The sequence below is a fragment of the Microbacterium sp. YJN-G genome, assembly GCF_015040615.1.
Lineage (GTDB): Bacteria > Actinomycetota > Actinomycetes > Actinomycetales > Microbacteriaceae > Microbacterium.
The window spans coordinates 2862023-2875530 of the sequence record NZ_CP060402.1 but is presented as its reverse complement, the minus strand read 5'-3'; the positions used below and the strand labels follow the sequence as shown (position 1 = coordinate 2875530).

Sequence of the window (13508 nt, the reverse complement as noted above, 5' to 3'; positions counted from 1 at the left end):
TCCTCCCTGAACTGCAATCATTAAACCAAACAATCGCTTGGTTTAGTTGATACTATACGTGACGGACGCATCCGGGTCACGGTCTCGACGAGGAGGACACATGGAAGCGACAGGGCTCGACGCCGATGAGCTGTTCCGCGCGGAGATCCGCGGCTGGCTGGAGCAGAACCTCACCGGCCGCTTCGCCGCGCTGCGCGGCCGCGGCGGCTCCGGCCGCGAGCACGAGGACTTCGAGGCACGCCTGGAGTGGAACCGGCACATGGCCGCCGCGGGGTGGACCTGCGTCGCCTGGCCGAAGGAGCACGGCGGCCGCGGGCTGAGCATCTCGCAGCAGGTGATCTTCCACGAGGAGTACGCCAGGGCCGACGCGCCCGCCCGCGTCAACCACCTCGGCGAGGAGCTGCTCGGACCGACGCTGATCGCACACGGCACGCCGGAGCAGCAGGCGCGCTTCCTGCCGCGGATCGTCGCGGTCGAAGAGCTGTGGTGCCAGGGCTACTCCGAGCCGGGTGCCGGGTCAGACCTGGCGGCCGTCTCGACGAAGGCCGCGCTGCAGGACGGTCAGTGGGTCATCAACGGCCAGAAGGTGTGGACCTCGCTCGCCCAGCACGCCGACTGGTGCTTCGTCATCGCGCGTACCACTCCCGGCTCGTCACGGCATCAGGGCCTGTCGTACCTGCTCGTGCCGATGGATCAGCCCGGGGTGGAGGTCCGCCCCATCCTGCAGCTGACCGCGACAAGCGAGTTCAACGAGGTGTTCTTCGACGACGCGCGCACCGATGCCGAGCTCGTCGTCGGCGCGGAGGGCGGCGGATTCGCCGTCGCGATGGCCACGCTCGGCTTCGAGCGCGGCGTCTCCACGCTCGCCCAGCAGATCGCCTTCCGCAGTGAACTCGATGCCGTCATCGCCGCCGCGCACCGCACCGGTGCGATCGACGATCCACTGCTGCGCGACCGCCTTGTCGAGGCGCACATGGACCTCGAGGTCATCCGCCAGCACGCCCTGCGCCACCTCGGCGGCGAGCAGGGTCACGCGGCCTCGGTCACGAAGCTGCTCTGGTCGCAGTGGCATCGTTCGCTCGGCGAGCTGGCCATGGCGGTCAGCGGACCGCAGGGGCTGCTCACCGCGGGTGAGCCGTACCTGCTCGACGACCTGCAGACCCTGTTCCTGTTCAGCCGGGCCGACACCATCTACGGCGGCTCCGACGAGATCCAGCGCAACGTCATCGCCGAGCGCATCCTCGGCCTACCCAGAGAGGCGCGTCCATGAACGCACGCACCGCACCCGACTACGTCCCCGGTCACGGCCTGCTCGAGGGCAGGCGCGTGGTCATCACCGCCGCCGCGGGCGCCGGCATCGGCTCGGCCACCGTGCAGAAGTTCCTCGAGGAGGGTGCGGCCCTCGTCGTGCTCGGCGACACCCACGCCGGGCGCCTCGCCGAGGCCGAGAGCCGGCTCGCCGAGCGCTTCGGCGCCGACCGGGTGCGCTCGGTCGTCTGCGATGTCACCCGCGAGGAGCAGATCACCGAGCTGCTGGATGCCGCCGAGGAGCACGGGCCGATCGACGTCATGATCAACAACGCGGGCCTGGGTGGCTCGGCGTCGATCCTGAGCATGACCGACGAGGAGTGGTCGCGGGTGCTCGACATCACGCTGACCGGCACCTTCCGCTGCATCCGCGCGGTCGGCAACCGCATGGTGGCAGCCGGCACGCCGGGCGTGATCGTCAACAACGCCTCCGTGATCGGCTGGCGCGCGCAGGTCGAGCAGGCGCACTACGCGGCGGCCAAGGCCGGTGTCATGGCGCTCACGCGCAGCGCGGCGATGGACCTCGCGCCGCACGGCATCCGCGTCAACGCCGTCTCGCCGAGTCTTGCCATGCACCCGTTCCTCGAGAAGGTGACCACCCCCGAGCTGCTCGACCAGCTCAAGGCCCGAGAGGCGTTCGGCCGCGCCGCCGAACCCTGGGAGATCGCGAACGTGATGGTCTTCCTCGCCAGCGCATACTCGTCGTACATGACCGGCGAGGTCGTGTCCGTCAGCAGCCAGCACGCGTGAAGACAGAGAGAAGGAAGAACATGGCAGAGGCATACATCGTCGACGCCGTCCGCTCGCCGGTCGGCAAGCGCGGCGGATCGCTGTCGGGCATCCACCCCGCCGACCTCGGGGCGCACAGCCTGCGTTCGCTCGTCGACCGCGTGGGGATCGACCCCGGTGCCATCGACGACGTGATCATCGGCGCGACCGACACGATCGGCGGCCAGGCGGGCAACGTCGGCCGCTCGGCCGCACTGGTCGCCGGCTTCCCCGAGCACGTCCCGGGTGTGACGATCGACCGTCAGTGCGGCTCGAGCCAGCAGGCGGTGCACTTCGCCGCGCAGGCCGTGATGAGCGGCACCAACGACCTGGTGATCGCGGGCGGGCTGCAGAACATGTCGCAGCTGCCGATCTCGTCGGCGATGAGCGCGGGCGAGGCCTACGGATTCACGACGCCGTTCGCGGAGTCGCCCGGCTGGCAGGCCCGCTACCCGGGGCAGGAGATCTCGCAGTTCGTCGGCGCCGAGATGATCGCCGAGAAGTGGGACATCACCCGCGAGGAGATGGAGCGGTTCGCCCTGGAGAGCCACCAGCGCGCGGCGCGCGCCCAGGACGAGGGGCGCTTCGCGAACGAGATCGCACCGCTGAACGGCCTCACACAGGACGAGGGGGTGCGCCGCGACACCTCGCTCGAGCGCATGGCCGCACTGCAGACGCTGACCGAGGGCGGCCGCATCACCGCCGCCGTGGCCTCGCAGATCAGCGACGCCTCCAGCGCCATGCTCATCGCGAGCGAGCGCGCGGTCGCCGAGCACGGTCTCACCCCGCGGGCGCGCATCCACCACCTGTCGGTACGAGGCGACAGCCCCGTGTTCATGCTCACCGCGCCGATCCCGGCCACCGCCCACGCACTCGAGCGCACCGGCATGAGCATCGACGACATCGACCTGTTCGAGGTCAACGAGGCGTTCGCACCGGTCGTGCTGGCCTGGATGAAGGAGACCGGAGCGCCGCACGAGAAGGTCAACGTCAACGGCGGCGGCATCGCCCTCGGCCACCCCATCGGGGCCACCGGCACGCGCCTGATGACCACGCTGCTCAACGAGCTCGAGCGTACCGGCGGCCGCTACGGGCTGCAGACCATGTGCGAGGGCGGCGGCGTCGCGAACGTGACGATCATCGAGCGGCTCTGACAGCACGATCCCGGGGCGCGTGCGGCCCCGGGATCCACTGCGTCAGTCAGCGCGGCGGGCCGCCGCAGGTGCCTCACGTCGTTGCAGCCGACCGGCGCGCACATCGAAGCGCGCGATCCCGAACTCCTCGTCAGGCAGGATGTAGAACTGCCCCGCGGCACCCTGGCGGAAGATCTCGCGGGCGGCATCGTCCGGCGTCTGCGCATCGCGCAGCAGCTCGGACATCATCGCCCGCACCCGTTCGGCGCCGGCGGCATCGCCCTCGGCGGTCAGCTCGGCGTCGTCGAAGATCCGCGAGGCGACGGGGGCGGGGAGCACCGCCGCGACCTCGATCGGATGCCCGGCCTGCTCCACATCCATGCGCAGCGACTCGGTCAGTCCGAGCACGGCGTGCTTGGTGGCGATGTAGGCCGCTTGCATCGGCATCCCGCTCACCGCGCCGATCGAGGCGACGTTCCAGATGCGGGCCGGCGCCCCGGCGGCGATCATGCGGGGGACGAACGAGCGGATGCCGTGGAAGACGCCGCTGACATTGACCTCCCAGGTGCGCCGCCAGCTCCCCGGCGACGTGTCCCAGGCGTAGCCGACGTGCTCGACCCCGGCGTTGCCGATGAGCAGTCCCACGGGGCCCCGCGCGAAGGCGTTCTCGGCGAGCCGCTCCACGGCATCCGGATCGCGCACGTCCACGTGCTCGGCCCAGGCCTCGGCGCCGTCCGCGCGCAGCGCGCCGGCCACCGCCGCGGCGGCATCCTCGTCGATGTCGGCCACGACCACCCGCATGCCCAGGGCCGCGGCCCGGCGGGCCAGGCCCGCGCCGATCCCGCCGCCGGCGCCGGTGATCACGGCCAGCCGCCCGCCGAAGGCAGCGGCGTGGTCCGGCTCAGCGGTCTGGTTCGGCTCAGCGGGTGCCTGAGGCGTGTGCGATGTCATCGGATGCTCCTTCGGTCGGCTCGATCACCTGCGCCGCAGCGGCGCGCAGGTGGGCGGCGGCGTCGCGGACGACGCGGTCGACCAGCTCCTCGCAGCTGGGCAGGTCGTCGATCAGCCCCACCACCTGGCCGGCGGCAAGCATCCCCGCCTCGACGTCGCCGTCGACGAGCCCTGCCTTCAGCAGCATCGGCGTGTTGGCCGCCTGCGACATCTGCAGCCAGCTGCGGCCCGAGGCGCGCTTCATGGCGATCGCGTCGCGCACCAGTGCCGGCCAGCTCTGGCCGGACATGCGCTTGAACGCCAGAGTGCGCCGCAGGGTCGGCAGCAGCTGTGCGAGACCCGAGCCCTGCTCGAGGCCGTTGACGAAGTCGGTGCGCAGCAGCCGGTGCGGCATCCCGTCGGCGCGGGTGGTGACCACCGTGCCGTCCAGCCCGAAGCCGAGGTAGCGCTGCTTGATCTGCTCGGGAACGGCGCTGTCGCTGGTGAGCAGGAAGCGCGTGCCCATGCCGACCCCGACCGCGCCGTACGCCAGCGCGGCGGCGAGCCCGCGGCCGTCGTGGAAGCCACCTGCGGCGATGACGGGGATGTCGACGGCCGAGACGACCGACGGCAGCAGGATGGAGGTCGGCACCGCGCCGGTGTGCCCGCCGCCCTCACCGCCCTGCACCATGACGGCGTCGGCGCCCCACTCTGCGACCTTCTCGGCATGTCGCACGGCGCCGATGGAGGGGATGACGACGATGCCCGCATCCTTGAGCCGGGCGATCAGCTCGCGGCGAGGGGCGAGTGCGAAGCTGGCGACCTTCACCCCGTGCCGGATCAGCAGGTCGACGCGCTCGGCGGCATCGCCCGCATCTGCGCGCAGGTTCACGCCGAACGGCTTGTCGGTGCGCTCCTTGACCTCGATGATCTGCTGCTCGAGCTCGGCGTGCGTCATCGTGGCCGAGGCGAGCAGGCCCAGCGCACCTGCCTCGGCGCTGGCGCTGACCAGCCGGGCGCCGGCGACCCAGCCCATGCCGGTCTGCACGATGGGGTGGCTGACGCCGGTCAGCCGGGTCAGCGCGGTGGAGATGATCGGCGGAGTGGTCATGACGTGGGAACCTCTCGGTCTCGGAGGCGATGCGGGTCGATCCGCTCGCGGATGAGGATGAGCTCGGACTCGTCCGGCGTGCGCGTCTCGGGCACGTCGCCGGCGATGTGCAGGGCGAAGCCGGTGGCGCGGACGATGTCGTCCACGCTCACCCCGGGATGCCGGCTGATGAGCGACACGGTGCCGCCGGGCCCGTCGAAGCCGAGCACGCCCAGATCGGTGACGATGCGGCGCAGGTCCTGCAGGCGGTCGGCGCCCGCAGCCCGCGCCCTGGCGGGGCCGACGCCCGTGACCACGTCGACGTGCTCCACGAACACGCGGGGACTGTGCCGGGCGATCCAGTAGCTGGTGGCGTGGCTGAGGGTGTTGGTGGCGGCGGCCCGAGCCCCGAGCAGCTGGCGGATGGGCCGGTCGCGGTCGCCGATCGCGGACAGGTTCTGGTTGCCGTGCCGGTCGATCTGCGCGGCACCCATCACGACATGCCGGCCCCCGCGTGCGATCAGCTCGAACAGGTCGCGGTAGGGAAACGGCGCCTGCACCCGCTCGAATGGTTCGCCCACCGGCGGCACGTCGGCGAAGATGGTCGCCTCGCCGTCGCTGAGCAGCAGCTGCGGGGAGTGGGTCAGCTTGGCCAGGCGCGCGCCGATCGACGGGATGACGCCGATCGGGCCGGCGAGGATGCGGCCGCTGCCGCGGAACAGGTCGCCGCAGGCGGTCGCCGCGACCTCGGCACGGGTGGCGGGGGAGGTCATGACGCCTCCTCGGCGTGGAAGCGCGACACCGCGTCGCGGTAGCGGTCATCATCGACGGCGACGAAACGCTCGGCGAACTCCCGCCACGCGGCGGCATCGGCGGCGGATGCGGCGTATCGGCGCTGCAGCGCCTCATCACGCGGATGGTGCGGCGGATGCGCGGTGAAGCCCGCCCCGCCGGGCGCCTCGACGACCCAGTCGGTCAGGGTGGGGTTCAGGGCGGATGCCGTGTGCGTCGCGCCCTCGAACAGCTCGCCGGTGGCCACGACGCGCTCCACGCTGACGACGGTCCTGGCCGCGGCGCCGGCGAAGAGGTCGTCGAAGAACAGGTCGGGGCCCAGGCACACCGCGGTGCCGGCCTGGTCGGCGCGGTCCAGGTGCAGCAGTGCCAGGTCGAGGGGGATCGCGGGCATCGCCACGAGCGTCTCGCCGTCCTCGTACGGAGAGGTGATCGTGCGGATACCGGGGTTGCGATCCACGGCATCCGATCCGAGACCCGACCGGGTGACCTCGAACGGCAGTCGCCGCGAGGCGGCGCGTAGGCCGGCGACGAGCATCGCCTCGTCGAGCTCGACGCTGCGCACCCGACCCTCCTGCCTCGCCGCGGCGAAGTGCGGATCGATCGCGATCGAGTCGAGCGAGACGAAGCCGTGCACGATCTCGGCGGCCTGGCCGGTGGCGCACAGGATGCCGACGTCGGGGCCGCCGAAGCTGACCACGGTGAGGTCGCGTGCGCCCGAGCGCACGATCGCGCGCACGAGTGACATCGGCTTGCGGCGCGAGCCCCAGCCACCGATCCCGATGGTCATCCCGTCGCGGATCAGCTCGGCGGGGTCGTCGATGATCCCCGGCATCGCGGTCACGTCTCCAGGTTCCCTCCGGTCGCGACGAACTCGTCGCGGTGCTCGTCGGCGACGCCGGCGAGGTTCAGCTCGAACGTGAAGCCCTGCTCGAAGCGGTAGCTGCGGTTCACGTCGACCGGGTCGATGCCGTTCAGCGCCTCCTTGGCGGCGCGGATGACGCGGGGGTCCTTCAGGGCGATCTCATCGGCGAAGGCGAGTGCGGTGTCGTCGAGCTCGGCGCGCGGGACGACGGCATCCACCGATCCCAGTTCGTGCAGCCGGGAGGCGGTGATCGTGCGGCTGGTGTAGTACATCGAGCGGAGCAGGTGCGGGGGGACCAGGCGCGAGAGGTGGGTCGCGGCGCCCAGCGCTCCGCGGTCGACCTCGGGCACGCCGAAGTAGGCGTCCTCGTCGGCGATGATCACGTCGCTGTTGCCGACCAGGCCGACACCGCCGCCCAGGCAGTGTCCGTTGACGGCGGCGACGACGGGGACGGCGCATTCGTAGATCGCCTTGAACGCCTCGTAGCATCCGCGGTTCGCGCCGAGGATCCCCGAGAAGCCCTCGATGCGCTGCATCTCCTTGATGTCGACGCCCGCGTTGAATCCGCGACCCTCGGCGCGCAGCAGCACGACGCGGGTGGCGGCATCCGCTGTCGCCTCGCGCATGGCATCCGCGACATCGAACCAGCCCTGCACGGGCAGGGCGTTGACGGGCGGATAATCCATCGTGATGATGCGGACGCCATTGGACCGCACGGTGGAGGAAAGCGACATCGTCGACACCTGACCTAACGTTTGCTCGTCACCCTAGCACTTGCTTGGTATCGACAATAGTGACACATCAGAGTTGCCCTAGCAATTGCTTGGTTGGTAGCGTGGGGAGCACGTTTCCCCGCGCCAGAGCGCGAAGTCTCGAAGGAGAGTCGAATGAGCGGAATCCTCGCAGGCCGCGTCGCCGTCGTCACGGGCGGCGGCCGTGGGCTGGGCCGTGAGCACGCCCTGGAGCTCGCCCGTCAGGGCGCCAAGGTGGTCGTCAACGATCTGGGCACCACGCTCGGCGGAGACGGCATCTCGGACGGGCCCGCCCACGAAGTCGTCCAGGCCATCCGCGATCTCGGCGGCGAGGCGGTCGCGAACGGCGCCGACGTGGCCGACTTCGCCCAGGCCGGAGAGATGATCGCCCAGGCCATCGACGCGTTCGGGCGGCTCGACATCCTCGTCAACAACGCCGGCTTCGTACGCGATCGCATGCTCGTCAACGCCGAGGAGGACGAGTGGGATGCGGTGCTGCGCGTGCACCTCAAGGGTCACTTCGCTCCGCTGCGGCACGCTGCCGCGCACTGGCGCACCGAGGCGAAGGAAGGGCGCGTGCCGGTCGCCCGCGTGATCAACACCTCATCCGGGGCGGGGCTGCAGGGCAGTGTCGGGCAGGCCGCGTACTCCGCGGCCAAGGGCGGCATCGCCTCGCTGACGCTCGTCGCCGCGCAGGAGCTCGGCCGCTACGGCGTCGCCGTGAACGCCATCGCGCCCTCGGCGCGCACCCGCATGACCGAGGGGCCCTTCGCTGACGCGATGGCCGCCCCGGCCGACGGCTTCGACCGCATGGACCCTGGCAACGTCTCGCCCGTGGTGGCGTGGCTGGCCAGCGCGGACTGCTCGATCACCGGACGCGTGCTCGAGGTCGAGGGCGGGTCGATCTGCCTCGAGGAAGGATGGCGGCACGGCCCGCGCCGGGTGCTCGAGCGCCGCTGGAACGCCGAGGATGTCGGCGACGCGGTGCGCGGGCTGATCGAAGAGGGCGCAGTCCCCGAGCCCGTGTACGGCGCATGAACGCCGGCGACTGGGCAGGCCGCGATCTCGGCAGCCGCACGGTGTCGTACACGCACCGCGACGCGATCCTCTATGCGCTCGCCGTCGGCGCCCGCGCCGACGAGCTCGACCTCGTCTTCGAGGAGCGGCTGCGCGTGCTGCCGTCGTTCGGGCTGACGCTCGCGCAGTGGGCGCCAGACGTGCTCGCCGAGGCGGGGGCGTTCGACAACATGGCGGTGCACGGGTCGCAGACCCTGCACGTGCACGGCGCCCTGCCGCGGGAGGGCGAGCTCACGCTGTCGGCCCGCGTCGGCGACGTCTGGGACAAGGGCAGCGCCGCGGTCTTCGACGTGATCGTGGAGTGCGAGCAGTTCACCGCGACGTGGTCGCTGTTCGCCCCCGGCGTGGGCGGGTTCGGCGGTGAGCGCGGCCCCGGCCGGCCGGCTCCGCAGGAGCGCACGGAGCCGCACCTGGCTACCGTGCACACCTTCGCCGAGCAGGCCGTGCTCTACCGGCTCACCGGTGATCGGCACCACATCCACGTCGACCCCGAGGCCTCCGCGCGCATCGGCCAGCCCCGGCCGATCCTGCACGGGCTGTGCACCCTGGCCGCGGCCACGCTGACCATCGCACGCGACAGCGGAGCGCATCCGGCCGATCTCACCGAGCTCGCCGGACGGTTCTCGGGCCCGGTGATCCCCGGTGACGCGCTCACTCTGCGGTCGTGGTCGGATGGCGCCTTCGACCTCAGCCGCGGTGACGAAGTCGTCATCTCCGACGGGAAGGCGGTGTTCGCATGAGCCGCAGCATCCTCGTGGTCGGGGCCACCGGCATGATCGGCAGCCACATCACGGCCGACCTGCTCGCGCAGGGCGATGAGGTGACGGTGCAGTCGCGCAGCGAGCCGCAGCGCTACGACCCGCCCGTGGTCGCGGATCTGCCGCGGATCGTCGGCGACTACAGTGCCGAGGACATCTCGCCGCGACTGCTGGAGGGGTTCGACGCGGTCGTCTTCGCCGCGGGGAATGACATCAGGCACGTCCCGGCCGATGAGGAGGACGGCGCGTTCTGGGATCGGATGCAGAGCACCGGCGTGCCGCGCTTCGCGGCCCTGGCCAAGCAGGCCGGCGTCGGGCGCTTCATCCAGATCGGCAGCTACTACCACCAGCTGCACCCCGAATGGGCGCAGCGCATCCCGTACGTCGCAGCCCGCAGGGACGCCGACGAGCGCGCACGTGCGCTGTCCGACGAGAGCTTCGCGGCCATCACGCTGAACCCGCCGTCGATCGTGGGCACCTCGGGCGGGCGCACGCTGCGCCACTTCGAGCGCATGATCGCGTGGGTGCGCGGCGAGGTCGCCGAGCCCGAGGCGTACGCGCCGGCCGGCGGCACCAACTACATGTCGGTGCGATCGGTGTCGCAGGCCGTCCGCGGGGCCCTGGATGCCGGGGTCGGCGGTCACGCCTATCTGATCGGCGACAGCAACCTCACCTACCGGGAGTACTTCCAGCTGCTCGCGGATGCGGCGGGCAGCGGCGTCGTCATCGAGGAGCGCGACCAGGAGCATCCGTTCCAGCCCGACCGCTTCATCGTGCAGGGCCGCGGTGCGGTGATCGCCTACGAGCCCGATCCGGCCGAGGTGGCGCTGCTCGGCTACACGCGCGACGACGTACCGCGCGCCCTGGCCGAGATCGTCGAGCTGGCCGACGCGCGGCGCTGAACCGGACGATGTGCGATGCGGGGGTCCCGCGTCGCACACCGGCGCGGAGGCCTCAGCGGAGCGAGCCGAAGAATTCCCCGAACTCGCGGGCGACGCGGTCGGGAACTTCGTTGGGCGCGAAGTGCCCGCCGGCCGGGAACATCGACCAGCGGCGCAGGTCGGTCGCGGCCTCGGCCTCGGCGCGCGGCATGTAGACCAGATCGTGCGGGCCGGTGCCGTACGCGGTCGGCACGGTGATGCGGCCCAGCGGTTCGGGAAGCGCGTCCCCGAAGTTCTCGCGGTAGAACCGCATCGAGGTGCCGATCGTCCGGGTGTGCCAGTAGAGGGATGCCGTGGTGCACAGGAAGTCGCGCTCGGACTCGAGCGTGCCCAGGCGCTCCGGGTCGCTCCAATTCAGCCGCCGCTCCCAGATCCACGCCGCCATGCCCGCCGGGGAGTCGTCGAGGGCGTAGGCGAGCGTCTGCGGGTCGTGGCGCTGCACCGCCAGGTGGCTGGTCACGAGCGGGCGGGCCTGCTCCATGCGGCGGATCATCCACTGCTCCTCGGGCGCGAATCGGTCGGGGCCGTCCAGGGGTGCGGTGCGTCCGGGCAGGGCGAGCATGAGCATGTAGACGCCGATGACCCGATCCGGGAAGAGCTGCCCGATCTCGCCGGTCACCTTCGCGCCCCAGTCGCCGCCGCCGGCCGCATAGCGGTCGTAGCCGAGCGTGTCGTGCATGAGGCGGTCCCACAGCACGGCCGTGCCACGGCATCCGATCGGTGTGCGCAGGGGGGAGGAGAAGCCGAACCCGGGCAGGGAGGGGATCACCACGTCGAAGCTGGGTGCGTCGGGCATTCCGTGCGCCTCGGGATCGGTCAGTGGTCCGATGACGCCGCGCCAGTCCCAGAACGTCCACGGCCAGCCGTGGGTGAGGATGATCGGGATGGACCCCGGTCGGCGACCGCGCACGTGCAGGAAGTGCACCGGGATGCCGTCGAAGTCGACGACGAACTGCGGGTGCGCGTTGATCTGCTCCTCCTGCGCGCGCCAGTCGAACGCGCCGCCCCAGTGGTCGATGAGCTCGCGCAGCATCGGTGCGCGCAGGCCGTAGCGGCCGTCGTCGTTGGCGAAGTCGTCGGCGAGGCGCGTCGCCGACAGTCGCCGGCGGAGCTCGGCGATGTCGTCGTCGGCGACGTGCACGGTGAACGGCTGCGGTCGGGCGGTCATGCGATCCTCCTGGCTCAGGTGTCCTCATCGACATCCTCTACGTTCAGTCTCACACAATCGAGCGCTTGTTTGGTAGCGTTGGACGATGAGCACAGCCGAGATGCTGGATGCCGCGGACCGCATCGCGATCACGGATCTCGTGCACCGTTACGCTGCGCATGTCGACAGTCGCGATCCGGTTGCCGCGGCGGCACTGTTCGCCGAGGACGCCGAGCTGGTCGTCCCGCGTCCGCCGGAGTCGATGACGCCGGTCGACGCGTTTCAGGGGCGCGTGCGGATCGAGCAGGCGCTGCAGCGTGTGCTGCACCTGGACGCCACTGTGCACGAGATCGCCGGCCACGTCGTCGATGCCGACCCCGGGTCGCCGGATCGCGCTCTCGGTCGCACCGCGTGCGTGGCCCATCACCTCGTCCGCGGCAAGGACGACCAGTGGCACATTCACTACGCCGACGAGTACGTGCGCACGCCGGCCGGCTGGCGCTTCGCCCGCCGGGCGTACACGGTGGACTCGATGCGCGTGGTCGAGGTGCGTCACCCGCGGCCGTGATCGGCCCGGGCGGCCCGCCGGGCCTGCTCAGGCGGTGAGCCGGCTCCACAGCTCGGCGACCTGACGGTTCGTCTCGCCCAGGCTCCCATCTGTGCGCAGCACCACATCGGCGATGGCGGTGCGGTCGGCCTCGTCGCCCTGGGCGAGGATGCGGCGCCGCGCGTCCTCGGCATCCAGACCGCGCTCCTTCTGCAGACGGTGCTGCCGCACCGCGGCATCCGCCTCCACCGTGACGACGAGATCGTACGTCCAGGGCAGCGGCGCGCTCCCGCGGCGCAGCAGCGGGATCTCGTGCACGATCACGCCGGGGGAGCGGCGCTCCTGCGCGATGCGCCGGCCGACCTCGTCGCGGATCGCCGGATGGATCAGCGCGTTGTACGCCTGCCGCAGCGCCTCGTCGCCGAACACCAGCGCTCCCACCGCGGTGCGATCCAGCGAACCGTCGGCGCGGAGCGCTGTGGAGCCGAGCAGCGCGCTGATCTTCACGAGCAGTTCCTGGCCGCCGGGCGTGGCAGGATCCACGACGTCCCGCGCGACGGCGTCGCCGTCGATCAGCCGGGCGCCGTGCTGCTGCAGCATCCGGGCGACCGTGCTCTTGCCCGCGCCGATGCCGCCCGTAAGCCCGACCAGCACCGCACCGCTCATTCTCCCTCTCCCACTTGCGCCGAAACCCCTCACCAGTGCCGAGACCCCTCGTGATTCGCGCAAATCACGAGGGGTCTCGGAAACCACGAGGGGTTTCGGCGGGAGGACGACGAGGTCAGCGGACGAAGCGGACCTCGGTCAGCGTCTCGCCGAGGAACGGCTCGGTGTGGCTGGCGCCGTCGAGGGCGAAGCCGTTGCGCGCGTAGAAGCGGTGCGCGCGCGGGTTGTCCTCGGCGACCCAGAGGTACAGCGACTCGCCTTCGTCGACGGCGGCGTCGAACAGCCGCTGGCCGATGCCGGTGCCGTGCCACGTGTCGATCAGGTAGATGAAGTAGAGCTCCCGCAGCGCCGGGGCGTCGCGGTCGCGGGCGGGACCCGAGCCGACGAAGCCGACGATCTCGCCGTCGACGAGCGCAGCGCTCATCCGGAAATCGTCGCCCTGGCGGGCCCAGTTGGTCCACAGCTCGGCCAGCCGGCGGGGCGAGATCCGCTCCAGTGCAGCCTTGCTGATCAGGTGGTCATAGGTCTCGTGCCACGTCTGGGCGTGCACGCGACCGAGGGCCTCCGCATCCGCATCGCGGACCGGACGGACGATGATCTCGGGCTGGGCTTCGGCGCTCATGCCGTGACTCTACGCGCGGATCTCCGGCACGGGAAATCGGGTGACGTCACCCGGGGTGTTCTGTGGTGATCCGCCAATGAAGTTTGGTAATCCGTCGAGGATCACTACCATC

15 protein-coding genes are annotated in these 13508 nt (G+C 71.2%); 7 read left to right on the top strand and 8 right to left on the bottom strand.

Going from position 1 to position 13508, the window contains the following annotated elements; all coding sequences use genetic code 11:
* The first annotated feature begins 100 nt into the window (after positions 1 to 100).
* The 3 genes from H7694_RS13835 to H7694_RS13825 are packed head-to-tail and all read left to right on the top strand — an operon-like array spanning position 101 to position 3230.
* Positions 101 to 1270 carry an acyl-CoA dehydrogenase family protein gene (locus H7694_RS13835; protein WP_193597036.1) on the top strand — a complete coding sequence of 390 codons (1170 nt, stop codon included), beginning with the start codon at positions 101 to 103 and terminating at the stop codon, positions 1268 to 1270.
* Positions 1267 to 2058 (top strand): SDR family oxidoreductase, encoded by a 792-nt coding sequence (locus H7694_RS13830; RefSeq protein WP_193597035.1) that lies wholly within the window; start codon positions 1267 to 1269, stop codon positions 2056 to 2058. Before H7694_RS13835 ends, H7694_RS13830 begins: the two co-directional genes overlap by 4 nt.
* Before the next feature lie 20 nt (positions 2059 to 2078).
* Entirely contained in the window at positions 2079 to 3230 is a 1152-nt protein-coding gene (locus H7694_RS13825; protein WP_193597034.1) for an acetyl-CoA C-acetyltransferase, read from the top strand.
* Between the two features lie 42 nt (positions 3231 to 3272).
* Here the strand turns inward: H7694_RS13825 and H7694_RS13820 are convergent, their stop codons facing one another.
* The 5 genes from H7694_RS13820 to H7694_RS13805 are packed head-to-tail and all read right to left on the bottom strand — an operon-like array spanning position 3273 to position 7620.
* Positions 3273 to 4160 carry an SDR family oxidoreductase gene (locus tag H7694_RS13820; RefSeq protein ID WP_193597033.1) on the bottom strand — a complete coding sequence of 296 codons (888 nt, stop codon included), beginning with the start codon at positions 4158 to 4160 and terminating at the stop codon, positions 3273 to 3275.
* On the bottom strand, positions 4129 to 5250 hold the full coding sequence (locus tag H7694_RS17720) for an NAD(P)H-dependent flavin oxidoreductase (protein WP_227468138.1): 1122 nt from the start codon (positions 5248 to 5250) through the stop codon (positions 4129 to 4131). Before H7694_RS17720 ends, H7694_RS13820 begins: the two co-directional genes overlap by 32 nt.
* Positions 5247 to 6002: a CoA-transferase subunit beta gene (locus H7694_RS17715; protein WP_227468137.1), complete on the bottom strand. Its 756-nt coding sequence runs from the start codon at positions 6000 to 6002 to the stop codon at positions 5247 to 5249. Before H7694_RS17715 ends, H7694_RS17720 begins: the two co-directional genes overlap by 4 nt.
* On the bottom strand, positions 5999 to 6856 hold the full coding sequence (locus tag H7694_RS13810; protein WP_193599239.1) for a CoA transferase subunit A: 858 nt from the start codon (positions 6854 to 6856) through the stop codon (positions 5999 to 6001). The genes H7694_RS17715 and H7694_RS13810 overlap by 4 nt, the downstream gene beginning before the upstream one ends.
* A 5-nt stretch (positions 6857 to 6861) precedes the next feature.
* On the bottom strand, positions 6862 to 7620 hold the full coding sequence (locus H7694_RS13805; RefSeq protein WP_193597032.1) for an enoyl-CoA hydratase family protein: 759 nt from the start codon (positions 7618 to 7620) through the stop codon (positions 6862 to 6864).
* A 153-nt stretch (positions 7621 to 7773) separates the two neighbouring features.
* Here H7694_RS13805 and H7694_RS13800 point away from each other — a divergent pair, with 153 nt between their 5' ends.
* From H7694_RS13800 to H7694_RS13790, 3 genes are read left to right on the top strand one after another with little or no spacing between them, the layout of a single operon-like run.
* Positions 7774 to 8676 (top strand): SDR family oxidoreductase, encoded by a 903-nt coding sequence (locus H7694_RS13800; protein ID WP_193597031.1) that lies wholly within the window; start codon positions 7774 to 7776, stop codon positions 8674 to 8676.
* Entirely contained in the window at positions 8673 to 9455 is a 783-nt protein-coding gene (locus tag H7694_RS13795; RefSeq protein WP_193597030.1) for a MaoC/PaaZ C-terminal domain-containing protein, read from the top strand. The genes H7694_RS13800 and H7694_RS13795 overlap by 4 nt, the downstream gene beginning before the upstream one ends.
* Positions 9452 to 10375 (top strand): NAD-dependent epimerase/dehydratase family protein, encoded by a 924-nt coding sequence (locus H7694_RS13790; RefSeq protein WP_193597029.1) that lies wholly within the window; start codon positions 9452 to 9454, stop codon positions 10373 to 10375. Before H7694_RS13795 ends, H7694_RS13790 begins: the two co-directional genes overlap by 4 nt.
* A 52-nt stretch (positions 10376 to 10427) precedes the next feature.
* Here the strand turns inward: H7694_RS13790 and H7694_RS13785 are convergent, their stop codons facing one another.
* Entirely contained in the window at positions 10428 to 11582 is a 1155-nt protein-coding gene (locus tag H7694_RS13785; protein ID WP_193597028.1) for an epoxide hydrolase family protein, read from the bottom strand.
* 85 nt (positions 11583 to 11667) lie between these two features.
* On the opposite strand from H7694_RS13785, the gene H7694_RS13780 reads away from it, so the two are divergent.
* Positions 11668 to 12129, top strand: coding sequence for a nuclear transport factor 2 family protein (locus tag H7694_RS13780; RefSeq protein WP_227468136.1), 462 nt, complete (start codon positions 11668 to 11670; stop codon positions 12127 to 12129).
* Between the two features lie 27 nt (positions 12130 to 12156).
* Here H7694_RS13780 and coaE read toward each other — a convergent pair whose 3' ends face one another.
* Positions 12157 to 12774, bottom strand: coding sequence for a dephospho-CoA kinase (coaE, locus tag H7694_RS13775; protein ID WP_193597027.1), 618 nt, complete (start codon positions 12772 to 12774; stop codon positions 12157 to 12159).
* A gap of 115 nt (positions 12775 to 12889) precedes the next feature.
* Positions 12890 to 13396: a GNAT family N-acetyltransferase gene (locus H7694_RS13770; RefSeq protein WP_193597026.1), complete on the bottom strand. Its 507-nt coding sequence runs from the start codon at positions 13394 to 13396 to the stop codon at positions 12890 to 12892.
* Between the last annotated feature and the right edge of the window lie 112 nt (positions 13397 to 13508).